At 67.7% G+C, this 24,496-nt stretch carries 24 protein-coding genes; 13 read left to right on the top strand and 11 right to left on the bottom strand.

The genetic code is table 11. The features are described from left to right. Window positions 1–168: 168 nt before the first annotated feature. The 10 genes from AC5P76_RS15300 to AC5P76_RS15255 all read left to right on the top strand — a co-directional run bounded on the left by AC5P76_RS15300 (window position 169) and on the right by AC5P76_RS15255 (window position 10,722). Window positions 169–2,358 (top strand): TonB-dependent siderophore receptor, encoded by a 2,190-nt coding sequence (locus AC5P76_RS15300; RefSeq protein ID WP_253118932.1) that lies wholly within the window; start codon window positions 169–171, stop codon window positions 2,356–2,358. Window positions 2,359–2,489: 131 nt separating this feature from the next. Beyond that, window positions 2,490–4,133, top strand: a complete 1,644-nt coding sequence (mdcA, locus tag AC5P76_RS15295) for a malonate decarboxylase subunit alpha (protein WP_065174588.1) — start codon at window positions 2,490–2,492, stop codon at window positions 4,131–4,133. 10 nt (window positions 4,134–4,143) lie between these two features. Next, a complete protein-coding gene (gene mdcC / locus AC5P76_RS15290; protein WP_053516201.1) occupies window positions 4,144–4,464 on the top strand; it encodes a malonate decarboxylase acyl carrier protein in 321 nt (106 codons plus the stop codon). Next, window positions 4,461–5,369: a biotin-independent malonate decarboxylase subunit beta gene (locus tag AC5P76_RS15285; protein ID WP_053516203.1), complete on the top strand. Its 909-nt coding sequence runs from the start codon at window positions 4,461–4,463 to the stop codon at window positions 5,367–5,369. The genes mdcC and AC5P76_RS15285 overlap by 4 nt, the downstream gene beginning before the upstream one ends. After that, window positions 5,366–6,076 (top strand): biotin-independent malonate decarboxylase subunit gamma, encoded by a 711-nt coding sequence (gene mdcE / locus AC5P76_RS15280; protein WP_053516205.1) that lies wholly within the window; start codon window positions 5,366–5,368, stop codon window positions 6,074–6,076. Before AC5P76_RS15285 ends, mdcE begins: the two co-directional genes overlap by 4 nt. After that, window positions 6,069–6,710, top strand: coding sequence for a malonate decarboxylase holo-[acyl-carrier-protein] synthase (mdcG, locus tag AC5P76_RS15275; RefSeq protein ID WP_253118930.1), 642 nt, complete (start codon window positions 6,069–6,071; stop codon window positions 6,708–6,710). Before mdcE ends, mdcG begins: the two co-directional genes overlap by 8 nt. Then, on the top strand, window positions 6,707–7,564 hold the full coding sequence (gene mdcB / locus AC5P76_RS15270) for a triphosphoribosyl-dephospho-CoA synthase MdcB (RefSeq protein WP_111186031.1): 858 nt from the start codon (window positions 6,707–6,709) through the stop codon (window positions 7,562–7,564). Before mdcG ends, mdcB begins: the two co-directional genes overlap by 4 nt. Next, window positions 7,561–8,481 carry a malonate decarboxylase subunit epsilon gene (gene mdcH / locus AC5P76_RS15265; protein ID WP_253118929.1) on the top strand — a complete coding sequence of 307 codons (921 nt, stop codon included), beginning with the start codon at window positions 7,561–7,563 and terminating at the stop codon, window positions 8,479–8,481. The genes mdcB and mdcH overlap by 4 nt, the downstream gene beginning before the upstream one ends. Before the next feature lie 106 nt (window positions 8,482–8,587). After that, on the top strand, window positions 8,588–9,943 hold the full coding sequence (locus AC5P76_RS15260) for an SLC13 family permease (protein ID WP_053516216.1): 1,356 nt from the start codon (window positions 8,588–8,590) through the stop codon (window positions 9,941–9,943). Between the two features lie 59 nt (window positions 9,944–10,002). Then, the gene (locus AC5P76_RS15255; protein WP_065174583.1) at window positions 10,003–10,722 is read left to right on the top strand and encodes a GntR family transcriptional regulator; all 720 of its coding nucleotides are present in this window, start codon (window positions 10,003–10,005) and stop codon (window positions 10,720–10,722) included. Between the two features lie 65 nt (window positions 10,723–10,787). Here AC5P76_RS15255 and AC5P76_RS15250 read toward each other — a convergent pair whose 3' ends face one another. Continuing rightward, complete coding sequence (locus AC5P76_RS15250) at window positions 10,788–11,075, bottom strand: hypothetical protein (RefSeq protein WP_309250432.1); 288 nt, start codon at window positions 11,073–11,075, stop codon at window positions 10,788–10,790. Between the two features lie 161 nt (window positions 11,076–11,236). Here AC5P76_RS15250 and AC5P76_RS15245 point away from each other — a divergent pair, with 161 nt between their 5' ends. Continuing rightward, window positions 11,237–12,184: a nucleoside hydrolase gene (locus AC5P76_RS15245; protein ID WP_164151785.1), complete on the top strand. Its 948-nt coding sequence runs from the start codon at window positions 11,237–11,239 to the stop codon at window positions 12,182–12,184. Window positions 12,185–12,188: 4 nt separating this feature from the next. Here AC5P76_RS15245 and AC5P76_RS15240 read toward each other — a convergent pair whose 3' ends face one another. From AC5P76_RS15240 to AC5P76_RS15195, 10 genes are all read right to left on the bottom strand, one after another. After that, a complete protein-coding gene (locus tag AC5P76_RS15240) occupies window positions 12,189–13,469 on the bottom strand; it encodes an MFS transporter (RefSeq protein ID WP_065182383.1) in 1,281 nt (426 codons plus the stop codon). A gap of 115 nt (window positions 13,470–13,584) precedes the next feature. Further along, window positions 13,585–14,712: a metallophosphoesterase gene (locus tag AC5P76_RS15235; protein WP_065182384.1), complete on the bottom strand. Its 1,128-nt coding sequence runs from the start codon at window positions 14,710–14,712 to the stop codon at window positions 13,585–13,587. Between the two features lie 111 nt (window positions 14,713–14,823). Then, window positions 14,824–16,362 (bottom strand): TerC family protein, encoded by a 1,539-nt coding sequence (locus AC5P76_RS15230; protein ID WP_065174578.1) that lies wholly within the window; start codon window positions 16,360–16,362, stop codon window positions 14,824–14,826. 44 nt (window positions 16,363–16,406) lie between these two features. Next, window positions 16,407–16,631, bottom strand: a complete 225-nt coding sequence (locus tag AC5P76_RS15225) for a helix-turn-helix domain-containing protein (RefSeq protein WP_065174577.1) — start codon at window positions 16,629–16,631, stop codon at window positions 16,407–16,409. A 13-nt stretch (window positions 16,632–16,644) separates the two neighbouring features. Beyond that, window positions 16,645–17,112 (bottom strand): DUF2975 domain-containing protein, encoded by a 468-nt coding sequence (locus AC5P76_RS15220; protein WP_065174736.1) that lies wholly within the window; start codon window positions 17,110–17,112, stop codon window positions 16,645–16,647. 212 nt (window positions 17,113–17,324) lie between these two features. Then, the gene (locus tag AC5P76_RS15215; protein ID WP_495222789.1) at window positions 17,325–17,843 is read right to left on the bottom strand and encodes a GNAT family N-acetyltransferase; all 519 of its coding nucleotides are present in this window, start codon (window positions 17,841–17,843) and stop codon (window positions 17,325–17,327) included. After that, a complete protein-coding gene (locus tag AC5P76_RS15210; protein ID WP_258391157.1) occupies window positions 17,840–17,962 on the bottom strand; it encodes a hypothetical protein in 123 nt (40 codons plus the stop codon). The genes AC5P76_RS15215 and AC5P76_RS15210 overlap by 4 nt, the downstream gene beginning before the upstream one ends. Window positions 17,963–18,089: 127 nt before the next feature. After that, window positions 18,090–19,820 carry a GGDEF domain-containing protein gene (locus tag AC5P76_RS15205; RefSeq protein ID WP_111186027.1) on the bottom strand — a complete coding sequence of 577 codons (1,731 nt, stop codon included), beginning with the start codon at window positions 19,818–19,820 and terminating at the stop codon, window positions 18,090–18,092. A gap of 101 nt (window positions 19,821–19,921) precedes the next feature. Beyond that, window positions 19,922–20,947 (bottom strand): AI-2E family transporter, encoded by a 1,026-nt coding sequence (locus AC5P76_RS15200; protein ID WP_053516238.1) that lies wholly within the window; start codon window positions 20,945–20,947, stop codon window positions 19,922–19,924. A 142-nt stretch (window positions 20,948–21,089) separates the two neighbouring features. Next, window positions 21,090–22,097 (bottom strand): LacI family DNA-binding transcriptional regulator, encoded by a 1,008-nt coding sequence (locus tag AC5P76_RS15195; RefSeq protein ID WP_053516240.1) that lies wholly within the window; start codon window positions 22,095–22,097, stop codon window positions 21,090–21,092. 95 nt (window positions 22,098–22,192) lie between these two features. Between AC5P76_RS15195 and AC5P76_RS15190 the strand changes: the two genes are divergently transcribed. Beyond that, window positions 22,193–23,245, top strand: a complete 1,053-nt coding sequence (locus AC5P76_RS15190; RefSeq protein ID WP_197600821.1) for a sugar phosphate isomerase/epimerase family protein — start codon at window positions 22,193–22,195, stop codon at window positions 23,243–23,245. A gap of 27 nt (window positions 23,246–23,272) precedes the next feature. Continuing rightward, window positions 23,273–24,490 carry a nucleoside permease gene (locus tag AC5P76_RS15185; RefSeq protein ID WP_053516695.1) on the top strand — a complete coding sequence of 406 codons (1,218 nt, stop codon included), beginning with the start codon at window positions 23,273–23,275 and terminating at the stop codon, window positions 24,488–24,490. Window positions 24,491–24,496 lie beyond the last annotated feature (6 nt).

Raw genomic sequence — 24,496 nt, 5'->3', positions numbered from 1 at the left:
CATCGACCAGCACGGGCGAATTGTAATGTTGTTAAGAACGATTTACATTTGCGCCTCGCGCGGACCGCCCGCGCTCACCAGACGGACCTGACCCAGCCCGAAGCCGCCGCCCCGGGTACCGCCCGGCTGTTGCCGCCCTTCCGACTCTCCCGCATCGAGCCCACCAAGATGTCCCTGCACTCCCCTACCCGCCCGCTCTGTCGCGCGCTGCTGCCGGCCGCGCTGCTCGCATCCCTGGCCCTGTCGACACCGTCAGCGTTCGCCGCCGGCGATGCCGCAGCCGATGCCAAGACCCTGGACCGCGTCAGCGTGCGCGCCGACCAGGCTGCGCCGCCCTCAAGCAGCACCCGCCTGCCGATCACCCTGCAGGAAACGCCGCAGTCGGCCACGGCCATCAGCCTGCAGCGCCTGCAGGACGAATCGCTGTTCAGCATCAACGACGTGCTGCGCAACGTCACCGGCGTCAGCGTGTCCTTCTATGACACCCAGCGCCCGCTGTACTACGCCCGCGGCTTTGCCATCACGGACTTCCAGGTCGATGGCATTCCGACCTACAGCGGCTCCACCAACCAGGAATACGACACCGCCTTCTATGACCGCATCGAAGTGATCCGCGGTGCCAACGGCCTGCTCAGCGGCGCGGGGGTGCCTTCGGCCACGGTCAACCTGCTGCGCAAGCGCCCCGGCAAGGACTTCGACGCCTCGTTCTCGGTGAGCGCCGGCAGCTGGGACTACCGGCGCATGGAGGCCGACGTCACCGCGCCGCTGACCGCAGATGGCCGGTTCCGCAGCCGCGTGGTCGCCGCCTATACCGATCGTGATTTCTATTACGACCGCTACAAGGAGAACAAGATGGCCGGCATGGCGGTGCTGGAGGGCGACCTGACCGACAGCACCACGGTCACCCTCGGCTACCAGACCCAGGACAACAACCCGGTCGGTTCGACCTGGGGTACCGTGCCGTTCTTCGACAGCCGCGGCGACTTCGCGCACCTGCCGCGCTCGACCAACCTGGCACCGAAATGGAGCTACTGGCAGCGCGAGACCAGCACGGTGTTCGCCAACCTGGAGCAGCGCTTCGGCGAGGACTGGCTGCTGAAGATCAACACCGCCCACACCCGTGGCAATGTGCAGAACATGCGCCTGTACGGCACCGGCAATCCCGATCCGGCCACCGGTGCGGGCATCTACCTGCGCACTGCCGCTGGCGACTCCGAGGACACCCGCCGCAACATCGATGCCTACCTGACCGGCACGTTCCCGCTGTTCGGCCGCGAGCATGACGTCACCCTGGGTGCCCAGTGGTCCGACCTGGAAGGCACCACCCACACCGTTGCCCTGAACTACCCGCGCGACTGGGCCACCTGCGGCCGCGAGCGCTGCTACTACATCCCCAACGTGTACGACTGGAACGGCGACATCTCCGAGGTGACCTACACCCGTACCGGCGCGCGCCGCGTGCAGAAGACCACGCAGAGCGGCGTCTACCTGGCCGCGCGCCTGCGCCTGGCCGATCCGCTGTCGTTGATCGCGGGTGCGCGCCTGAGCCGCTGGGAAACCCTCAGCCGCTCCTACAGCGCGGCCGGTGCGTATACCGGGACCAGCGGGGCCTACAAGGTCAGTGATGAAGTGACCCCGTACGTGGGACTGGTCTACGACGTCACGCCGCAGTTCTCGGTCTATGCCAGCTACACCGAGATCTTCAACCCGCAGAACTTCAAGGACCGCAACGAGAACCTGCTGGCGCCGGTGCAGGGCTCGAATCTGGAAGCGGGCATCAAGACGCAGTGGTTCGATGGGCGACTGACCGCCAACGCCGCTGTGTTCGAGGCCAAGCAGGACAACTATGCCGTGCGCGACATGGGAGTGCCGGAAGGCTCGCTCAGCGATGGCACCTCGGCCTACATCGGCGTCAACGGCACCAAGTCGCGTGGCTGGGAAATGGACGTCAACGGCGAGATCCTGCCGGGCTGGACGGTCAACGCCGGCTTCACCCATGTCAAAGTGACCCGCGCCGCCACCGACCTGCTGTACGCCAACCCGCCCGAAGACCTGCTGCAGCTCAACACGCAGGTGCGCCTGCGCGGTGCACTGGAACGCCTGAGCCTGGGCGCCGGCGTGCAATGGCAGAGCAAGGTGCAGGGCTACAACATCCCCTACCCGCTGGGCGGCACGGTAACCGTGAACCAGCCGGCCTACACGCTCGTGCAGTTCAACGCCAACTACCGCATCAGCGACAACTGGACGGCAACGCTGAGCGTGCGCAACGCGCTGGACAAGACCTACTGGGCGAACCTGGACTACAACAACTACGGCGAACCGCGCTTCGTCGCCGCCAGCCTGCGCTGGAAGTTCTGAGAACGACCGGCTGAAAGCCTGCAACCTGAATGGGCCCGCCATTGGCGGGCCCTTCTTTTTGCTGCGCTGCAGGTTGCGTCGCCTTCCGTAATTATGGCGTAATTATCTCAACGCCAATCGGAAGCCGGTCGATGAACCCGAGCTGGGACACGCTGGAACGCAGCCGCCAGGCACGTCTGCAGCGGGCTGCGCCCTGGAGCAGAGGCCGTGCAGTGGCCGCCGACGATGTGGGCGAGCTGCTGCACGCCCTGCTTGAACCCGGCGACAAGGTCTGCCTCGAGGGCAACAACCAGAAGCAGGCCGACTTCCTGGCCGAATGCCTTGCCGGGCTGGACCCCGCCCGCGTGCATGATCTGCACATGGTGCAGTCGGTGCTGTCGCTGCCCTCGCATCTGGACGTGTTCGAGCGGGGCATTGCCTCGAAGCTGGACTTTTCCTTCTCAGGCCCGCAATCGGTGCGACTGGCCAACCTGGTGGCCGAAGGGCGGATCCAGATCGGGGCCATCCACACCTACCTGGAACTGTTCGGCCGCTACTTCATCGACCTCACGCCGCGCGTGGCACTGGTCGCAGCGCAGGCCGCCGACCGCGACGGCAACCTCTACACCGGGCCGAACACCGAAGACACGCCGGTGATCGTCGAGGCGACCGCCTTCCGTGGGGGCATCGTCATCGCCCAGGTCAACGAGATCGTCGACACCCTCCCCCGCGTCGATATCCCCGCCGACTGGGTCAACTTCGTCGTGCAGGCACCGCGCCCGAACCACATCGAACCCCTGTTCACCCGCGACCCGGCACAGATCTCCGAGATCCAGGTGCTGATGGCGATGATGGCGATCAAGGGTATCTACGCCGAATACGGTGTGAACCGGCTCAATCACGGCATCGGCTTCGACACGGCCGCGATCGAACTGCTGCTGCCGACCTATGCCGAATCGCTGGGCCTGAAGGGCAAGATCTGCCAGCACTGGGCGCTCAATCCGCATCCGGCGCTGATTCCCGCGATCGAGTCGGGTTTCGTGAAGTCCGTGCACTCGTTCGGTTCGGAACTGGGCATGGAGAAGTACATCGCCGCGCGCGGTGATGTGTTCTTCACCGGCGCCGATGGCTCGATGCGCTCCAACCGCGCGTTCTCGCAGACCGCCGGCCTGTATGCGTGCGACATGTTCATCGGCTCGACGCTGCAGGTCGACCTGCAGGGCAACAGCTCCACCGCCACCCGCGACCGCATCGCCGGCTTCGGTGGCGCGCCGAACATGGGCTCGGATGCGCGCGGCCGCCGTCATGCCAGCGACGCCTGGATCAAGGCCGGCCAGCAGGCCGCACGCCCGGGCGAGATGCCACGCGGGCGCAAGCTGGTGGTACAGATGGTGGAGACCTTCCGCGAACACATGGCACCCGCGTTCGTTGACCGCCTCGATGCGTGGGCGCTGGCCGAACGCGCTGGCATGCCACTGCCACCGGTGATGATCTACGGCGATGACGTGAGCCATGTGCTGACCGAGGAAGGCATCGCCAACCTGCTGCTGTGCCGCACCGCGGAGGAGCGCGAACAGGCGATCCGCGGCGTGGCCGGTTACACCACGGTCGGTCTGGGCCGCGATCGCGCGATGGTGGAGAACCTGCGCGACCGGGGCGTGATCCGGCGACCGGAAGATCTTGGCATTTCGGTGCGCGACGCCAGTCGTGACCTGCTGGCCGCGCGCTCGGTGAAAGACCTGGTGCGCTGGTCCGGCGGTCTCTACGACCCGCCCAAGCGCTTCCGCAACTGGTAAGGGGCACGCGATGGAAACCCTCGACTATCGATTCGACGGAAGAACCCCGGTGCGGTTCCCGCACGACGCGGTGCTGGTGGGCGTGCTAGCGTCCGGCAATCTGGAAGTCCTGCTGGAACCTGCCGCGCAGGACGGCGCAATGACCGTACATGTCGTCACCGCCGCGCAGGGCTTCGGCACCATCTGGCAGGCGGTCATCGGTGATTTCGCCCGGCGGCATCCGCTGCGCGACGTGCGCGTATCGATCAACGATGCCGGTGCCACCCCAGCGGTGGTCAGCCTGCGCCTGGACCAGGCGGTGGAGACACTGCTCGCCGGAGAACCGCGATGAATCCGATGCCACGACGCAGCTACCACGAGGCCGATGCCCGTGCCCGTATCGCCGGGCTGGTCGATGCCGGATCGTTCACCGAGTATCTCGGGCCGGCCCGGCGCGCCATGAGCCCGCACCTGGCACAGCTGGACCAACCCGCCGCGTTCGACGATGGCATCGTGGTCGGTGCGGCCTCGCTGCGTGGCAGGCGCGTGCTGATTGCTGCACAGCAGGGCGAATTCATGGGGGGCGGTGTCGGCGAAGTACATGGCGCCAAGCTGACCGGCCTGCTGCGCCGGGCCGCGCAACACAGGCCCGACGGTGTGCTGCTGCTGCTCGACACCGGCGGCGTGCGCCTGCATGAAGCCAATGCGGGCCTGATCGCCATCTCCGAGATCATGCGCGCGACCCTGGACGCGCGCGCCACCGGCGTGCCGGTGGTGGCCCTCATCGGCAGCGGCAACGGCGCCTTCGGCGGCATGGGCATCGTCGCCCGCTGCTGCACCACGGTGATCATGTCCGAGGAAGGGCGACTGTCGCTGTCCGGGCCGGAAGTGATCGAGACCGTGCGCGGCGTAGAGGAGTTCGACTCGCGTGACCGTGCCCTCGTATGGCGGGTGACAGGCGGCAAGCACCGCTACCTCATCGACCAGGCGCAGGTTCTGGTTCCCGATGCCATCGACGCATTCGCCCAGGCCGCATTCGAGGCGCTGCAGCCAGACGCCGCCAGCGCAGACGCCGATGCCGCGCTGGCCGCGCTGCAGCAGCGACATGCCGCCCTGCAGGCCCGGGCAGAGGCCTGGGGGGACTGCCGCGATGGTCTGGAGATCTGGGCACGCCAGGGAATCGATGATCCCGAGCGCCTGCCGCTGCTGGACACCGACGCGTTCCTCGCCGCCACCGCCCACAGGAAACTGCCATGACCGCGCCGCTGCAGCCCCTGCTTGACGCGCTGTTCCCGCGCGGCCACGACGTAACCGTGCACGATTCCGTGCTGACGGGAAGCGCCAGTACCGAAGATGGCGAGGTCACGGTCATCGGCACCACTGACAAGCTGGAAGTCGGTGTCGATCATGCGCTGGCACTGGCGGCAACAGTACTCGCCAGCACCGCCGCACATCCGCAGCGACCGATCGTGATGCTGGTGGATACCGCAGGCCAACGCCTTTCGCGCCGCGACGAACTGCTCGGCATCAACGGTTACTTCGCCCACCTCGCGCAATGCCTGGACGTCGCGCGGCGACGCGGCGCACGGCTGGTGACCCTGGTCCATGGCGAGTCGGTCAGCGGTGGCTTCCTCTCGTTCGGCCTGATGGCGGACACCATTCATGCGCTGCCGGATGCCCAGGTTCGGGTGATGGACCTGCGGGCGATGGCTCGCGTGACCAAGCAACCGCTGGAAAAGCTGCAGGCGCTGAGCCTGACTTCGCCGGTGTTCGCACCCGGGGTGGAAAACTACGTGGCGATGGGTGCGGTACGGTCGCTGTGGTCGGGCGAGCTGGCGCAGGCCTTGCTGGATGCCCTGCGCGCGCCGGCCGACGGCGACCACCGTGCCGCACTGGGTGCCGAACGGGGGGGCCGCCTGCAGGCGGCTGCCGTCGCGGGCGCGGTGGCCAACGGCGATGCCTGAGCGTCTGGCCCGCCACACGCTGGTCTGGTTGTCGGCCCACGCCGACTGGCGGGCCGATGTGGCTGCGCAGGAACCGCGGCTCGCCGCATGGTTCGCGCAGGGATTGCCGGCAATGGTCGCGCGACGCGCGGCAGACGACCCCGATTCCCGCCTGCGGCTGGGTGTGCCGTTGCCACCGGGCGAAGGCAAACAGCGGCTTGCACTGCGGGTGCCGCTGCAGGATGTACAGCGTCGGCAGGCGCCGCCGGCACTGAGCGACATCCTCGCGGCAGGCGTATGCCCCGCCTGGCAGGCACCGTTGCACGCTCTCGCCACGCTCGCGCCGGCCCGTGTGTTCGGCGCATTCGCCTGGCAGCACGTTACTGGCCTGCCCTATGTGCATGACCGTTCCGATATCGACCTGCTCTGGGAGGTCCCGGATGCGGCACGGGCCGATGCGCTGGTGACTCGGCTGCGGGCGTGGGAAGCGCAGCATCCGCAGCGGGTCGACGGCGAGCTGTGCCTGGCCCGTGGCGCTGCGGTGAACTGGCGCGAGTACGCCGGCAGCAGCCGTCAACTGCTGGTCAAACGCCTTGACGGCGCAGCCCTGGAAGCACGCCACCGTCTATTCAAGGGCAGCGGGGTGGCCGCATGAACGCCGTCGCGCCGCGCCTTGCCGGCCGCAGCACCGCGCCCGACAGTGCACGCCTAGGCCGCATGGCGATCGCCGCGCTGCATGCCGAGCTGGCCTGTGCGCCCAAGCCCGGCCTGGTCACGCCGTTCGACAGCGGCAGCCATGACGACATGGATGCCGGTACGTTCCTGCGCAGCCTGTTTGCCCTGCGCCACTATTTCACTGCGGTTGCCCGCGATGGCGCCGCCGAAGCGCCGTTCCATCGGCTGCGCGACCACGGCCTGGCCGCCGAAGCGGCGATGCTGCGCGCCACCGGCGGCGTCAACACCCACCGCGGAGCGATCTTCAGCCTGGGCTTGCTGGTGGCAGCGTCAGCCTCGTGCCGCACGCGTCTGGGCCGAGCCGCGACAGGTGAACAGGTATGCCAGGCGGTCTGCCAATGGGCGGACGCCTTCGCCACCTCGCCCCTGGATGTGAACAGTCCGGGGCAGCGCGCGCGCGCGCGTCACGGCGTGCCCGGCGTACGCGAGCAGGCGGCCGCTGGATATCCCCTGCTGCGTGGGCTGGCCCTGCCGGCACTGCGCCATGCGCTGGCCGCAGGGCTGCCACGCGAAGCTGCACTGGCCCATACCCTGATGCATCTGGTCGCAGAGGTCGAGGATCTGAACCTGCTGCATCGGGGCGGTGTTGCCGGACTGCGCTGGGCCCAGCAGCAGGCACGCGGATTCCTCGACGCCGGCGGTGCCTTTGCCGCCGGCTGGCGACCCCGCCTGCAGGACATCGGCGATGCCTTCGTCGCACGCCGGCTCAGCCCGGGTGGCAGCGCCGATCTGCTGGCCTGCAGCGTCTTCCTGCTGCTGCAGGAGCAGGCGTGATGCTGGCCCTGCTCTGCCCGGGACAAGGTACGCAGCATGCTGCGATGTTCGATCACGTGCGCGACAACGACGCCGCGCATGGCGTGCTGCTCGCCGCCAGCGAGGTGCTGCAGCGCGACGTGTTCACCGCTGCTGCGGCCGAGGACCGGTTCGACAATGCGCAGGCACAACCGCTGCTGTGCGCGGCCAGTCTGGCGCAGTGGCACGCCCTGCGCGATGCATTGCCGGTGCCGACCGTGGTGGCCGGCTACAGCATCGGCGAACTGGCGGCGCATGCCATTGCCGGCACCTTCGACGCTGGCAGCTGCCTGGCCCTGTCGGCACAGCGCGCGCATCTGATGGACGATGCCAGCGCGGCAGGCGCCGGCATGCTGGCGGTGCTGGGCCTGGATCGTACGACGTTGCAAGCGCTGTGCGATGCGCAGGGCACCCACATCGCCATCGTCAACGGCGAGGATCACTTCATTGTGGGAGGCATCCGGCACACCCTGCAGCCGCTGGCCGATGCGGCGCACGCGCTCGGTGCGCAGGTGCGTCCGTTGCCGGTCCACGTCGCCGCCCACACGCCCCTGCTGGCGGCTGCGGTGGCGCCCTTCGCCGCCGCGCTGGAGCGCTCGGGCATGCGGGCACCCCGCCTGCCGCTGCTGGCGGGCGTCGATGCACGGCCCGTGCGCGATGCCGCAACGGCGGTGCACAGCCTGTCGGCACAGCTGGCACAGACCATCGAGTGGGCACAGGTGATGCGGCAGGCCTTCGAGCGCGGCGCGCGGGTGTTCCTGCAGCTGGGCCCGGGCAATGCGCTCGCACGCATGGTCGCGCCGTCCTATCCCTGCTGCGAGTTCCGCGCGGTGGAAGAGTTCCAGAGCCTGCATGGCGCTGCGGCATGGGTCCGCAGTGCGCTGCAGCGCCTGCAGTAACGGGTTCGAGCAGTACGTATCACGCAACACTGCAGTACGTCGCCTTACCCCGGGGATGGCGGGTCTCCATCCGCGCTGTACGTGAGCCACGTGTCTGGGAGGGCGCATGAGTCCACAAATCGCAACGATCATCGGTCTGGTGATCATGTTCATCGTCGCCACCGCACTGCCGATCAACATGGGCGCAGTGGCCTTCGCACTGGCCTTCATCATCGGTGGTGTCTGGGTCGGCATGGGTGGCAAGGAAGTCCTCGCCGGCTTTCCCGGCGATCTGTTCCTGACCCTGGTCGGCATCACCTACCTGTTCGCCATCGCGCAGAAGAACGGCACCATCGACCTGCTGGTGCACTGGGCGGTACGCGCGGTGCGCGGCCACATCGTGGCCATTCCGTGGGTGATGTTCGTGGTCACCGCGGTGCTGACCGCCTTCGGCGCCCTCGGCCCGGCAGCGGTGGCGATCATCGGTCCGGTCGCGCTGCGCTTCGCCAAGCAATACAACATCAACCCGCTGATGATGGGTCTGCTGGTCATCCACGGTGCGCAGGCCGGCGGCTTCTCGCCGATCAGCGTGTACGGCAGCATCACCAATGGCGTGGTGCAGAAGGCCGGGCTGGAGGTCACCGAGATGGCGGTCTTCCTGACCAGCCTCGGCTTCAACTTCATGATGGCGATCATCTGCTTCCTCGCCTTCGGCGGCATCGCGCTGATGCGACGTGGCTCGATCACCGCGGGCGGTGCGGAACTGGCAATGGCCGGTGGTCCGCAGGCGTCGTCGCGGCAGTTCGCCATCGAAGGCCATGGCGCGCTGGTGGCGGCCGGCGGCGGCACCCTGAGCAACGATCCGGCGGCGCTGGATGCAGTGGGTCTGACCCGGGAGCGGTTGTTCACCCTGGTCGGCCTGCTCGGCCTGGGCGTGGCGGCACTGATCTACAACCTCAACGTCGGCCTGGTGTCGATCACCGTCGCAGTGGCGCTGGCACTGCTCTCGCCGCAGAGCCAGAAGGGTGCGGTGGATGGCATCAGCTGGTCGACCGTTCTGTTGATCTGTGGCGTGGTGACCTATATCGGCGTGCTGGAGCATGCGGGCGCGGTCGACTTCATCGGCAACGGGGTCTCCAACATCGGCATTCCGCTGCTGGGCGCTCTGCTGGTGTGCTACGTCGGCGGTATCGTCTCCGCATTCGCATCGTCCGCGGCGGTGCTCGGCGCAACGATTCCACTGGCGGTGCCGTTCCTGATGCAGGGGCACCTGGGTGCAGCCGGCGTGATCTGCGCACTGGCAGTGTCGTCCACCATCGTCGATGTCAGCCCCTTCTCCACCAACGGTGCACTGGTCGTGGCATCGGCGGCGAAGGAAGAACGCGAGACGCTGTTCCGCCGCTTCCTGGTCTACAGCGGCCTGGTGGTGGCATTGGGGCCGCTGCTGGCCTGGCTGGTGTTCGTGGTGCCGGGCTGGATGTAGGCGATGACCGGTCGTGCCGGCTGACGGCCGGCACTACCGCCAGCGGGTACACTCTGCCAATGGCCATCGCCCCTGCTCCACGGTCCCCGAAGAAGCGCGCCCCTCTGTACGAGGAGGTCGCCGAACATGTGCGTGAGCGCATCTATGACTATCGCCTGCCCCCCGGCGAATGGATCGACGAGCCTGCGCTGTGCAGTGAACTGGGCATCAGCCGCACCCCGCTGCGCGAGGCGCTGAAGCTGCTGGCAGCCGAAGGCCTGGTGCAGATCGACGCCGGGCGCGGCAGCCGGGTAACCCGGCTGACGCTGGAGGACCTCAACCAGCTGTTCCCGGTGATGGCCATGCTGGAGGGCCGCTGCGCGCATGAGGCGGTCAGGCATATCGATGATGCGGGCGTGGCCCAGCTGGAATCCCTGCATGCCGCGATGGAAGCGGCGGCGGCTGACGGCAACATCGCCGAGTATTACCGCAACAACTACCTCATCCACGAAACCGTGCAGCACTATGCCGGCAATCCGTGGCTGATCCGCATCACCCACGACCTGCACCGCATCCTGAAGATGCATCGCGGCCGGCAGCTGCTGACGCCCGGACGCACTGCGCAGTCGCTGGCCGAGCACCGCGAGCTGATGGAGTGCTTCCGTCGCCGTGATGCCGACGCGGCAGAGCGCACGATGGAACGGCACCTGCTCAGCCAGGGCCAGGCACTGGCCGCCTACGTGGCGGCCGGGGGCCTGCTGAACGTACCGGCGCCGCTGCCGACCGAAGGCGGTGCCTGAGCGAGCTGTCGCCCCGCCGGGCGTGGCCCGCATTGCGGGCGGTGGCTGACCCTGTTCCTGTGGCGTCAATCGCCGCAGCTGCCGCCGTCGCTGCCACAGTCCGCAGAGGGGGCATTGCCCTCGTGGGCGCCATCGCTGGCCCAGATCGCGCCGTCCTGGCTGCGTGCCTGCAGTCCGAGCGGGCCCTCGGCGGCTGCCACCAGCAGGCAGACGACGGCGCCGATCAGCGGCAGCAGCCAGATCACCAGCACCTGCGCGGCCCGGTTGCCCGACGACAATTCCTGCCGACGCAGAATCACCCAGCTCGCCAGCAGATTCAGGCCCAGCACCAGCAGGACCAGCAGAAGGGTCACGATCAGCACCAGGCGTCTCCCGGCATGGATATCGACGCCATTATGGCCCGCCGCCCCGCCAATGGCCCTGCCTGTCATGAAGATGGGACAATGTAGCGCGCGCCGGCCTGCCTCCTGGCCGCCGGGCCCCCCGCACCACACGGAAGAAGAAGAACAACAACATGCTGAAAGTCATTTTCGATACCGACCCGGGCGTCGACGACGCCCTGGCCCTGCTGTACCTGCACAAGCATCCGCAGATCGACCTGATCGGCGTTACCACCACCTTCGGCAACGCCTCGGTGGAGTCCACCACCCACAACGCGCTGTACCTGAAGCAGGCCTGGGCGCTGACTGCGCCGGTCGCGCGTGGCGCCGCGGGTCCCCTGCAGCCCGATGCCACTCCGGAAGCCTGGCCGGTGCACATCCACGGCCACAATGGCCTGGGCAATCACCCGGTACCTGCACAGCTGGACGTGACCGCCGACGCTCGTCCTGCGCACCAGTTGATCATCGATCTGGTGCGGGCCCATCCAGGCGAGGTCACGCTGGTCGCGGTCGGCCGCATGACCAACCTGGCCCTGGCCCTGCAGCAGGCACCGGAGATCGCCGGCCTGGTGCGTGGCGTGGTCATCATGGGGGGCGCCTTCCACGTCAACGGCAACATCACCCCGGCCGCCGAGGCCAATATCTGGGGCGATGCGGAAGCCGCCGACGTGGTGTTCACCGCACAATGGCCGGTCACCGCGATCGGCCTGGATGTCACCACCCGCGTCGAGATGGACCGTGACGGCCTGGACAAACTGGCTGCGGTCGGGGGTACCGATGCCGAACTGGTGCGTGCGCTGTCGCAGGATTACGTGGACTTCTACCTGCAGGCCGGCCACAAGGGCATGGTCGTGCACGATTGCTGCGCCTGCATCGCGCTCACCCGCCCGGAGCTGTTCCGCTTCGAGCGCGCAAGCGTGCGCGTGGCCACCGACGGCGTCGCCCGTGGCATGACCATTCCCAAGCCTGAAGGCCTGGCATTCGGCCCCAGCGTATGGGACGGCCACGTGGTGCAGTCGATTGCCATTGGCGTGGATGCCGCCGCCGTGCTGGCCGACATCGAGCAGACGCTGAAGGTGTGACCGGCTAGGATCCGCCCTGCTTGCCAGGGCGGGTCTTCCGCGTCGATGCCGTTTCCGGCAGCGTCCACAGCACCGGCAACACCAGCAATGCGACCAGCGCGATCATCGCGCCCGGTGCCGCCGCCCAGCCGCTGCGCTCCACCCACCACTGCGCCAGCCACGGTGTCGCACCGCCGAAGACCGCCGTGGCCATGGTCACGCCCAGTGCCAGCCCGCTTACCCGGCCCTCGCCCGGAAACTGCTCGGCCGTGGCCGGTGCCGCGACCGCGCTCACGCCACCGGCCACGCAGGCCAGCAGCACCGCAGCAACGGCGATACCCAACGGCGTGGTATGCGCCATCCAGCCGAACAACGACAGCGGCAGCAACGCCGCCAGTACCGTCAGGCCCAACAGCAGCGGGCGCCGGCCGAAGCGATCGGACAACGCACCGCACAAGGGAGTGATGGCGATCACGGCCACCGCCGCGATCGTCGACAGCCACAGGGCATCGCCCTCGTCGTGCCCCTGTGCGTGCAGGAACGCGGGCACATAGGTGATGCCGACGTAGTAGGTGATCGAGCCCAGCGCGGAAATGGCGAAGGTGCGCGCTACCGCCTGCGGATGGTGGCGCAGCACGTGGCGCAGCGGCGTGGCAGGAATGCTGCCCTCGCGACGCTGCCGCTCGAACTCCGGCGATTCATGCATGCCCGAACGCGCGATCAGGATGACCAGCGCCAGTGCAGCACCGACGAAGAACGGAATGCGCCATCCCCAGCTGTCCAGTTGTACCTGCGGCAGCAGCGCGACCGTCAGTGCGGAGATCGCCACCGCCAGCAGCGCGCCCACTTCGCTGGCCGCCGAGGCCAACGAGGTCACCAATCCACGCCGGCGTGCCGGAGCGCTTTCCAGCAGATAGGCGACTACGCCCGTGTATTCACCGCCCACCGAGAATGCCATCACGCACCGCAGCACCAGCAGCAGCACACCCGCCGTCGTGCCCGCCGTCGCGGCGGTAGGCAGCAGCGCGGTGGCCAGCATGGCTGCAGCCATCAGCGCCATCGAGGCCAGCAGCATCCAGCGCCGCCCCAAGCGGTCACCGAGGTGACCGAAGCACAGCGCGCCGAGTGGGCGCATCAGGTAGGACACGGCAAATCCCGCAAGGGTGACCAGCATCGCCTGTTCGCCGCCGCCGAAAAACACCCGCGACAGCACCGTGGCGAAATAGAGGTACAGGGTAAAGTCGTACCACTCCACCACGGTGGACAGGCCGGCGACCCACATCGAGCGCTGCTGTGTCGCACTCATCGCCTGTTCGCCTTCGCCACCATCGTTTCCCTGTCTGCGGTCCGTGCGCAGGGTGCCACCACGCGGGTGACGGCACGGTGGACCCGCTGCACGACGGGCGCGGACCGCAGACGGCTCAGGGTGCGCGGCGCAGTGTGATCAGGGTGATCTCCGAGGGCACGCCGATGCGTGCCGGGAAGCCGGCCCACAGTCCCGCACCGTTGCTCACATACAGCGTCATGTCATCGACGCGGTACCGTCCGGAGACGAAACCGCCGTTGGCACGCTTCACCAGCTGGTCCATGCCGAGGATCTGGCCGCCATGGGTATGGCCGGACAGCTGCAGCTTGACCCCGCGTGCGGCCGCGTCCTTCGCATTGCGTGGGCGGTGGTCGAGCAGAATCACCGGGGCGGCCGGATCCGCACCCGCCAGCGCCGCCTCCAGATCGGGCAGCGGCAGGCCATAGCGCGCGGCCACCGGATCGGTGACACCGGCGATCGTCATCGCCGCATCCCCACGCCGCACCTGCACGTGGCTGTTCTCCAGCACCTGCATGTGCAGCGCACGGAACGCCTGCATCCATTCGCTGTACTGGGCGTAGTACTCGTGATTGCCGGTGATGGCGATCACCCCGTCCGGCGCCCTCAGTTCACCCAGGGGCCGGAAGTCATTGCGCCGTGCCTGCACGGTGCCATCGATCAGGTCGCCGGTGATGACGACCAGGTCGGGCGCCAGGGCATTGCTTTCGGCCACGACCTGACGCACCCAGTCGCCGGTCAGCAGGCGGCTGGCGTGGATGTCGGTGAGCTGCAGTACGCGGTAACCCTCGAACGCGGCAGGCAGGCCGGCAATGGCCACCTCGATCTGTCGGGTCTTGGGCACCGCCATGCCCTGGCTCACGCCCCAGGCACTGACCAGCAGAGCCAGCAGGCCTGCGCCCGGGCGCAGCCACGGCGCGCGCAGCGCTGCGGTCACACGGGGCCTGCGCAGAACCCACGCGCCAAGCAGGCCCACGTCCATTACCAGCATCACCAGTGCCAGCAGCAGTACCGCAGTGGAGCCGGTGGCGAGCACGGCGATGGCCAGCTTGGGGATTTCCGGCGAGGCCATCGTGCCCCAGAACGTGGCCACGATCCGCAGCTGGACGGCGATGGCGACCAGCAGCAGGGACAGCAGTACCTTCAACCACACGGGCAGGCGCAGCGGCCAGAACAGGCGAAGGGCCACATACACGCCCATCAGCAAACCAATCGTACTCAGCACTGCGACGTTCCTGGACGAAGACAAGAGCCCGCCATGGTGACGGCTGCGGACAGCGTTGTGTAGAGCCGGGCCATGCCCGGCTGCTCAGTTCGCAGTCGAGCACGCTGGACGCTACGGAAGCCCGAGGCGCTCCACCCGCAGGCGGACAATGCGCCGCTTCTCCATGGCCAGTACGGTGATGCGGGCATCCGCTACTTCGACCGCATCGCCCACATCCGGCAGGCGGCCAAGCTGGTCCAGCACCAGGCCGGAGATGGTCATGTAGTCGGCACTGCGGGGCAGCGACACGCCGGCCAGCCGTTGCAGGTCATCCAGCGTCAACGCGCCGTCGGCCTCCCATTGGCCCTCGTCCAGCGCCACTACGCCGTAACGCTCGTCCTGGGTATCGACCAGATCGCCCGCGATCGCCGCCAGCAGGTCATTGGCGGTCACCAGGCCTTCCACACTGCCGTACTCGTCCACCGCTACCGCCAGCGGTACCGGGTGCAGGCGGATCAGTTCAAGCGCCTGCAACGCGCTGGCGCTGGACAGCACGTACTGCGGCTGGCGCAGGTTGGCTTCCAGCTGCAGCGGCCTGCCCTGCAGCAGGTCGGCCAGCAGGTCGCGGCTCTGCACCACACCACGCAGGCTGTCCAGATCACCCTCGCCCACGAGCAGGCGCGTGTGCGGCGACGCCACCAGGCGCGCCACCACGTCGTCCTGGCCGCGCGCCAGATCGATCCACTGCACGTCGGCGCGCACGGTCATCACACTGGACACAGGCCGGTCAGCCAGGCCCAGCACGCTGCGGATCATCTCGTGTTCGGCCGGCTGCAGGCGTTCCTCCGGATCACCGTGGTCTTCTTCGCTGGCATCGTCGTGGCCATTGGCCGGACGGGCGCCCAGCAGGCGCAGCACGGCATCGGCAGTGCGCTGACGGAACGGCTGGCGACGCTCGTTGCGCTCGCGGTTGAAGCGCACCCACTGGTTGAAGGCTTCCACCAGGATCGAGAACGCGATCGCCGCGTACAGGTAGCCCTTTGGAATCTTGTAACCCAGCCCCTCGGCGACCAGGCTGAAGCCGATCATCAACAGGAAGCCCAGGCACAGCACCACCACCGTGGGATGCTTGTTGACGAAGCGGGTCAGCGGCTTGCTGGCCACCAGCATCAGTGCCATCGCGATGGTCACCGCGGCATACATCACGCCCAGGTTGTCGACCATGCCCACGGCAGTGATCACCGAGTCCAGCGAGAACACGGCGTCCAGCACTACGATCTGTGCCACCACCATGGCAAAGCTGGCGTAGACCTTCTTGCCGTCTTCCTGGTGACTGCGGCCCTCCAGCCGCTCATGCAGCTCCATGGTGCCCTTGAACAGCAGGAACAGGCCACCGCCCAGCAGGATCAGGTCGCGTCCGGAGAAGCTGTGACCGAACAGCGTGACCAGCGGCTCGGTCAGCTTCATGATCCACGCCAGCGCGGCCAGCAGCACCAGCCGCATCAGCAGCGCCAGCGTCAGGCCGATCACCCGCGCACGGTCGCGCTGGTGCGGCGGCAGTTTGTCGGCAAGGATCGCGATGAACACCAGGTTGTCGATGCCGAGCACGATCTCGAGCACTACCAGGGTTGCAAGTCCCATCCATATCGAGGGGTCAGCCAACCATTCCATTTCGGGTCCGTTTCGTCAGTAGGTCAGGGGGAAAAACAAAAGCTTCAGCCGCCATCGTGCGCCTGCGTCGGGTCGTAGCCGAGCAGGTCGCCGGGTGTGCATTGCAGCTCCCGGCAGATGGCATCCAGCGTGGAAAAGCGGATGGCGCGGGCCTTGCCGGTTTTCAGGATGGACAGATTGGCCAGCGTGATGTCGATGCGCCCCGCCAGCTCGGACAGGGTCATGCCACGCGCCTGCAGCATGCGGTCCAACGTGATCACTACGGCCATCAGGTCAGGTCCATCAGATCAGGCCATCCAGGTCGTCGCGCATCGCCGCGCCGACCGCGAACACGCGCGCCAGCACGAACAGCATCAGTACCGCGACCAGACCGGTGATGGACATGCCTCCGCCCACCTCCATCCAGGCGAAATCAGGCCCCATCCAGGCAGCGTAGAGGCCGATCACGATCGACAGCAGTTCCATCGCCAGCATCAACCAGGCCATGCGCTGCAGGCGCCGGGCATTGGCATGGGTGAAGGGGCGTTCGCGGGCAGCGGACCTCAGCATCCGCGCGAGGTGTCGAAGGAACACCAGGCACAGCACCAGCAGGGCAACGATGGTGCCCAGGCCGATGCAGAAGTGCAGGAACAGATCGCCTCCGTGGGCGGCGGCAGTACGTGCATCATGCACGGCATCCAGCAGCCAGCGGCGGTCGTAGGCGACCAGCGGCACGGCCAGCAGTGCGGCCAGGATGCCCAGCCAGCACATGGCCCGCACGGCCTGCACGGCGGTCTGGGCCAGGGTGAACAAGCCTCGCGCGGGTCTGGCGCGGGCGGGACGAGCGGTCAAGCGGCCTCCGGTATTGGGGTGGCCCTGCCGCCCCGGGGTGGATTTATCGATAAACGATATACCACAGGAACCACGCGCCGTGGATGAACAGCGTGCTCCCGGCCCGCAGCAGTCCGCGACGGGCCCTCACCTCAACGCGCGTAGCGGAACACCAGATCGTCCGGATCGTTGCGCATCGCGTCCGCATCCAGCACACCGCCCAGCCGCCGGGCCACGGCCTGCGACGCGAGGTTGTCCGGCGCCATGTAGCTCACCAGCGTCGGCAACTGCAGCGATGTGAACGCCCAGTCGCGCAGGGCGGCCGCGGCCTCGCTGGCGAAGCCCTGCCCTTCGTGGCCGTCGTACAACAGCCAGCCCAGTTCCTTTTCCGGAAACAACGGGCCGTGATTGATGCCGACCTGTCCAATGCAGGCGCCGCTGTCGCGCCGTTCGATCATCAGCGCGCCGTGGCCGAACAAGGGCCAGCTGGCCAGGTCGTGACAGAACTGTCCCCAGGCCGCGACCTCACCAAATGGACCGCCCATGCCGCGCGCACGGGGCGATGCAAGAAAGCTCGCATAGGTGTTGAAATCCTCCAGCCGTTGCGGGCGCAGGCGCAACCGTGCGGTATGCAGCGTGGGAATCTCCAGCATCGCCACGGCCGATCTCACTGCACAGCCACACGACCATCACCGCGGCGCCGCAGCGACGGAGGGCGTGGCGCATCGGCGTCGGTGCGCGCCAGCACGGACGCCGGCTGCGCGCTGGCCAAGGCGGGATCGACGGACATGGCGGGCTCCTGCAGTGTCAGGCTGCAAGTCTAGGCCGCGCCCTGTGCGATGCAGATGAAGTGCGGCGCAAGGGGGCATGCTGCCCCTGATGTACCGCCATGACCGGCGTCGCCAGCGCCGTGGCACTCAGCGTGCACCGGCAATCCCTACCCGATCGCGTCCCTGCGCCTTGGCCCGATACATGGCGGCATCGGCAGCACGCAGCAGGGAACGCCAGCCCAGTGCATCGGTACTGCCCTCGGCCACACCGAAACTGGCAGTTACACGCAGCACGTTGCCATTGCCCAGCACGATATCCGACTGCTGCAGTGCGACGCGCAGCGATTCGGCCAACCGGCCACCCGCGCCGAGATCCCCATCCGCCAGCAGCACAAGGAACTCCTCGCCACCGTAGCGGGCGATGCTGTCGGTGTGCCGCAGGTACCTGCGCAGCAGCTGCGCAACCTGCACCAGTACCTCGTCGCCTGCGGCGTGGCCTTGGCCGTCGTTGATTGCCTTGAAATGATCGACGTCGAGCAGGATCACCACCGCCATGCCGTTGCCTGCGGCGTGCCGCTGCTGCACGTGTTCGTCCAGCGCGCGCCGATTGAGCAACCCGGTCAGCGCATCGGTGCCGGCCAGCTGGCGCAGTTCGCTGGTCAGTGCGGAACGCTCACGTGAGGTCTCGCGCAGCACTTCAATCGCGTCGAACAGCCGCTGCATCTCTGCCAATGGATGAGTGACGTGCTGCGCGGGGCCCGGCGCGTCGGACGCGATCTGCACCACCTGTTCCTGTGCCTGCAGCAGCGGCCTGAGGATCTGCCGGTGGGCGATGCGCAGGGCCACGCCCAGCACCGCCAGCGTGCCCAGCGCGGTGGCCCACAACACGGCCAGCCGTGTCGCCTCACGATTCCGTGCCTGTTCGAAGCGACCGATGGACATGCTCAGGTAGCCGTCGCGCAGCGCCTCCAGCGACTGCAGCGTCGGAACGTAGCGCGCCGTGAACTCCGCGGTGTTCCACGGCGGAGGCCGTCCACGGCGACCGTCCTCGATCAGCTGTTCGATCATCGGCAGCGACTCGGCGAAGAACTGCCGGCGTGCCATGTCCCAGTGCCACGACAGCTCGGGATCACTGCGAAACACCGACTCGTGGCTGGCTGCCAGCCGCCACAGCTCGAGCAGGCGGCCCTCGGTCTGCTGCGCCGCGCGTACCTGCCGGACGTGCCAGGCCCCGGGAACCGCCACCGGGGCCATCACATTCGACGCCAGTCGGCCGCCATGCTCGCGCAGGTCCATCAGGATCTGGCCCTGGATCGCCGGAATCGCCGCTTCGCGGCCGGTGGCCACCAGCACGTTGATCTGCGCCGAACCCAGGCGATGCAGGCGATCGGTCACCGTGAACATGCTGTTGATCGCATGCTCCACGTCGTCGACCGTCCGCGCGTCTGCCGGCTTGGCTACGACCCGGTCCACCGCCGCGCGCGCCTGGCGGAGCTGATGCTGGGCCTCGAACAGGGTGCGGCGCTCGTCAGGCAGGGAGGGCCCGGACAGGATCACGGCATCCATCTGCGTCATCGCCATGTCGACCCGCCTTCGCGCCTGTGCCAGCCATCCCGCCAGCCGCGCGCGTTCGTCAGCATCGGCGCAATCGCTGCCGAGCAGGCTGTTGGCTGGCCCGCGCTCGGCCGAGGCCAGATTGGCCAGATCAAAGGTCTGCCGCAACCGGCGCAGACTGCGGAGGTTGTCCTCCGCATCGGTGTAGCGCAGCGTGCCCTGGACCAGGGCGATGGCCATCAAGGGCAGCGTGCACACCACGAACAGCCCGGCCAGGATCCAGACCCAGGTCCGCAACCCGATCGGCGACACCTTGCGGGCCATTCACCATTCCCCTGAAGTGCGGACCACTGTAGCTGCCGGCTGGCGGCACCCACAAGCGTCCACCATGGCGCTGCAGTGGCGCCCGCTGGCACCGGCAACTGTCAGATCCAGCGCTGGTCCACCAGTTCCCGTTTCACATAGGCATAGAACACCGGCGCAGCGACCAGCCCCGGCAGGCCGAAGGCGGCTTCCATCACCAGCATCGACAGCAGCAGTTCCCACGCACGCGCCTGGATCTCGCCACCGACGATGCGGGCATTGAGGAAGTACTCGAGTTTGTGGATCACCACCAGGTACAGCAGCGCCACCACCGCCACGTAGAACGATACCGACAGGGCAACGATGGTGATGACGGTATTGGAGATGATGTTGCCCACCACGGGCAGCAGGCCGGCGATGAACGTGATCAGTACCAGCGTCTTCGACAGCGGCAGGTGCACGCCGAACAGCGGCAGCACCCCCAGCAGGAAAATCGCGGTGAACACGGTATTGAGCAGGGAGATCTTCACCTGCGCGAACACCACCTGGCGGAATGCGGTCGCCAGGCGGCCAGTACGGCCGATCAGTTCCTGCGCCAGCGGCCCCATCGTCGGCAGCGGAAGCTCGTCGTACAGCGCGATCATCGCCCCCAGCACCATGCCGATCAGCACGCGCACGCCGATCTGCACCGCCGATGTGCCGGCCACGCCCAGCTGCCGCTGATGCTCTGCCGCCCACTCGTTCAATGCCGCACGCAGTGCCGGCATGTCCTCGGGAATATAGGGCTGCAGCAGCGCCGGCACCTGGTGACGCGAGGTGTTGAGGATGTCCATCAGGCGCGCCAGCAGCGCATCCGGCCCGCCGGTTTCGGTGCGGAAGAAGGACGCCACGCCGATGCCGGCCAGCACGAGCACGCCGATGATGACGGCCGAAAGCACGATCACCGCGATCGCACGCGCGCGCCCGGGCGGCAGGCGCCCCTCCACTGTCGACGCCAGCAGGTGGGTCAACTGGAACACCAGCAGGCCCGACAGCAGCGTCACCACCAGGCCCAGCTTCAGTACCAGCCACATCCCCAGCAGCATCAATGACCAGGCCGCGATCCTTGCAACGGGAGGCCGGGGCTGGGCAACGAGGGCGTCTTGCATGGCATGAGTCCGGGCGGGGTGGCCCATGGTAGTGGAACGCTCCGGACACCGAAATGAATGGAGTTGGGGCCAGCGCTTCTGATCACAGGCAATGAAACGTCCCCGCCAGGCGCAGGCCTGCCGGGGTTCCTGCCTGCTGCCTTCACCTGCGCCCTGGCGACGCTGTCGAGCCACGCAGCATCAGACTGAAGTCCAGCGTCTGCTGAAGCGGGACATCGACGCCTTCGATGATGGCGAGCAGCAGTTTGACTGCGCGGTCGCCGATCTCCCGCATGGGCTGCCGGATGGTCGTCAACGGCGGCGTGAGGTAACGCGACGACGCCAGGTCGTCGAAACCGACGATGGACAGCTCCTCGGGCACGCGGACGCCCAGTTCCCGGCAGGCCGCCAGGGTTCCCAGCGCCATCTGGTCACTGAAGCAGAAGATCGCGGTCGGCGCCGATGCGGCGGCCAGCAGTGCCGTCGCCGCCGCATGGCCGGATTCGACGGAGAAGTCACCCGGCACAACACTCAACTGGCGCAGTCGGCCGCGCGCCCTGCCCGCCGCCCGTGCCCCTTCCAGCCGCTGCTGGTGCAGGGGGTTGTCGGGGGGCCCGCCCACCACGGCGATCCGCTCATGTCCCAGTCCGTACAGGTGCTCCATCACCGCACGCGCGGCGGCAGCGTTGTCGATGTGGACACTGGGGAGGCCCAGCGCGGGGTCGAATTCACAGCCGTTGACCACCGGCGCGGCGGCGCCCTGCTGCTCGACGATCGCGCGCGCGGTAGGCGGCAGGCGATGGCCCAGTACGATCAGGCCATCGGCCTCGTTGCGACGGAGCATCTGCGCATAGCGCTCCTCGCGGTCGGGTCGATGCTGGGTGTCGCCCAGCAGGACCGCGTAGCCGACGGCCTGGGCCGCGTCTTCGGCACCCTGCAGGATCTGTGCGAAGAACGGGTTGGCAATGTCCGGCACGGTCACCAGGATCTTGCCGCTGCGCTGCGTCTTCAGCGTGCGGGCGACCGTATTGGGCACATAGCCCAGCGCGGCGGCGGCCTGTTCGATGCGCGTGCGCGTCGCCGGCAGCACCTTGTCCGGCCGGGACAGCGCCCGCGACACCGTACCGGCGGAGACGCCGACGTGCTTGGCGATGTCGTAGATGGTGGCCATGGCGTCAGTTCTTGTTTCCGCTGTGCAGTGCACAACAGGGTTTGCGGGAGACCCTGCTAGGGTAATGCAATCGATTGCATCGCGGGCGAACCACGTTGAAGACGCTCAAGGGTCCGGCGCTGTTCCTGGCGCAGTTCATCAGCGAAACACCTCCTTTTGATCGGCTGGACACGCTGGCCGGCTGGGCTGCGGGCCTGGGCTATTGTGGCGTACAAGTGCCGACGAACGCGCCGCATCTGTTCGATCTGGCCGAGGCCGCGCGCAGCCAGGCGTACTGCGACGACATCAGCGGCATGCTGGCCGACCATGGCCTGCAGATCACCGAGCTGTCCACCCATCTGCAGGGACAGCTGGTCGCCGTCCACCCCGCCTACGACAGCCTGTTTGACGGCTTCGCGCCGGTGGATAAGCGCGGCAACCCCGCCGCGCGCCAAGCCTGGGCGGTGGAACAGTTGAAGCTGGCCGCCCGCGCCAGCCAACGCCTGGGATTGACCGCGCATGCCACGTTCTCCGGCGCGCTGGCCTGGCCCTACTTCTATCCCTGGCCGCAACGCCCACCGGGACTGGTGGAAGAAGCCTTCGCCGAACTCGGCCGGCGCTGGCGTCCCATCCTGGAGGCGTTCGACGCCAGCGGCGTGGACCTGTGCTTCGAGATCCACCCGGGCGAGGATCTGCACGACGGTGCCACCTTCGAGCGCTTCCTCGATGTGGTGGACCACCACCCACGCGCGAAGATGCTGTACGACCCCAGCCATCTGCTGCTGCAGCAGATCGACTACCTGGGCTTCATCGACCGGTATCACGATCGCATCGGCATCTTCCACGTCAAGGACGCGGAATTCCGGCCCAGCGCGCGCAGCGGCGTCTATGGCGGTTACCAGGACTGGATCGACCGGCCGGGGCGCTTCCGCTCGCTCGGCGACGGCCAGATCGACTTCAAGGCGATCTTCTCCAAGTTCGCGCAGTACGATTTCCCGGGCTGGGCGGTCGTGGAGTGGGAGTGCTGCCTGAAGCACCCGGAGGACGGCGCACGCGAGGGAGCCGCCTTCGTCCGTGACCACATCATCCGCGTGACCGAACATGCCTTCGACGACTTCGCCGGCAGCGGCACGCCGCCGGAATCACTGCGCCGCATGCTGGGACTCTGAGCCACTACCGCCCCGGGAGGGCAAGCCATGACGCACGCCATGTCGCGCTTGGGCGCGATGATGTTCCTGCAGTTCTTCATCTGGGGCGCGTGGTTCGTGACCCTGGGGACGTATCTGGTGCAGGGCCCGCTGCAGGCCAGCGCCAGCCAGGTGGCCACCGCCTTCCTCAGCCAGTCCATCGGTGCCATCGTCGCCCCGTTCCTGGTCGGCCTGATAGCCGATCGCTACTTTGCGGCGCAGCGCATTCTCGGAGTGCTGCACCTGGCCGGTGCGGTGCTGATGTGGTTCGCATCCACGGCGACGGACTTCAACACGTTCTTCGCTTGTGTCATGGGTTACATGCTGCTTTTCATGCCGACGCTGGCCCTGGCCAACAGCGTGGCGATGCGCCATATGCAGTCGCCTGAGAAGCAGTTCCCGCTGGTGCGCGTGGCCGGCAGTGTCGGCTGGATCGTGGCCGGCGTGCTGATCGGCTGGCTGGGCTGGGAGCAGGCGCATCGGCTCGAACTGACCTTCCGCATGGCGGCGATGGCGTCGCTGGCCCTGGGTCTGTATGCCTTCACCCTGCCGCACACACCGCCGCTGGCCAGGCAGCGCGATGCGGGACTGGGGCAGATCCTGGGCCTGGACTCGCTGCGGCTGCTGAAGTCGCGCTCCTACCTGGTGTTCTTCCTCGCCTCCATCGCCATCTGCATTCCGTTGGCGTTCTACTACAACTTCACCAATCCGTATCTCAACGACCTGGGCGTGCGCGGCGCAGCCGGGCTGCAGTCGCTGGGCCAGGTCTCGGAAGTGCTGCTGATGCTGGCCATGCCGTTCCTGTTCGTCCGCCTGGGGGTCAAGACGATGCTGGCGGTGGGCATGGCCGCGTGGGTGGTGCGCTATGCCATGTTCGCCTTCGGCGATGCGGGCGGTGCGTTCTCCCTGCTGGTGATCGGCATCGTGCTGCACGGCATCTGCTACGACTTCTTCTTCGTCACCGGCCAGATCTACACCGACGCACACGCCGGCCCCGACGCGCGCAGCAGCGCGCAGGGCTTCATCACCCTGGCGACGTACGGCGTAGGCATGCTGATCGGCACGTTCCTGTCCGGTGCGGTGGTGGAGCACTTCACCACGGCGGCGGGTCCGGACTGGCAGCAGATCTGGCTGTTCCCGGCCGGCGTCGCACTGGTGGTGCTGATCGCCTTCCTGCTGCTGTTCCGCGACCGCCCCGCTGTCGCGCCCGCTCCCACCGCACCCTGAGGAACC

This window comes from Stenotrophomonas sp. YJH_SMC_36 (assembly GCF_059369935.1).
Note: the sequence above shows the minus strand (reverse complement) of the source record. Positions and strands in the feature narration are given on the sequence as shown.